Raw genomic sequence first — 232 nt, forward strand, 5'->3', positions numbered from 1 at the left:
GTCCCGAATCGCTTCATGAACCTCGCTGAACTCGTACCTGAGGCCGACGTCGTGCTGGCGCTTGAGCCGGATGAACTGGCCCTGCGTATTCTCCAGGTTGTTTCGCGTTGGCCGGAGCATATGCAGCAACTGGAACTCGGCACATTTATCAACTCCGCTCTCGGTCCGAGAAATGGTGCCGGCACTTCCTATCCAACCAACAGAAGGGGTGAGCTGGAGCGGGCCATTCGGG

The 232-nt window shown here is 58.6% G+C and carries 1 protein-coding gene; it reads left to right on the forward strand.

The features are described from left to right. Positions 1-15 precede the first annotated feature (15 nt). On the forward strand, positions 16-232 hold a 217-nt coding region (locus Q5762_RS39800), incomplete at its 3' end, for a hypothetical protein (protein ID WP_315897198.1).

Source organism: Streptomyces sp. P9(2023), assembly GCF_032436795.1.
Classification (GTDB): domain Bacteria; phylum Actinomycetota; class Actinomycetes; order Streptomycetales; family Streptomycetaceae; genus Streptomyces.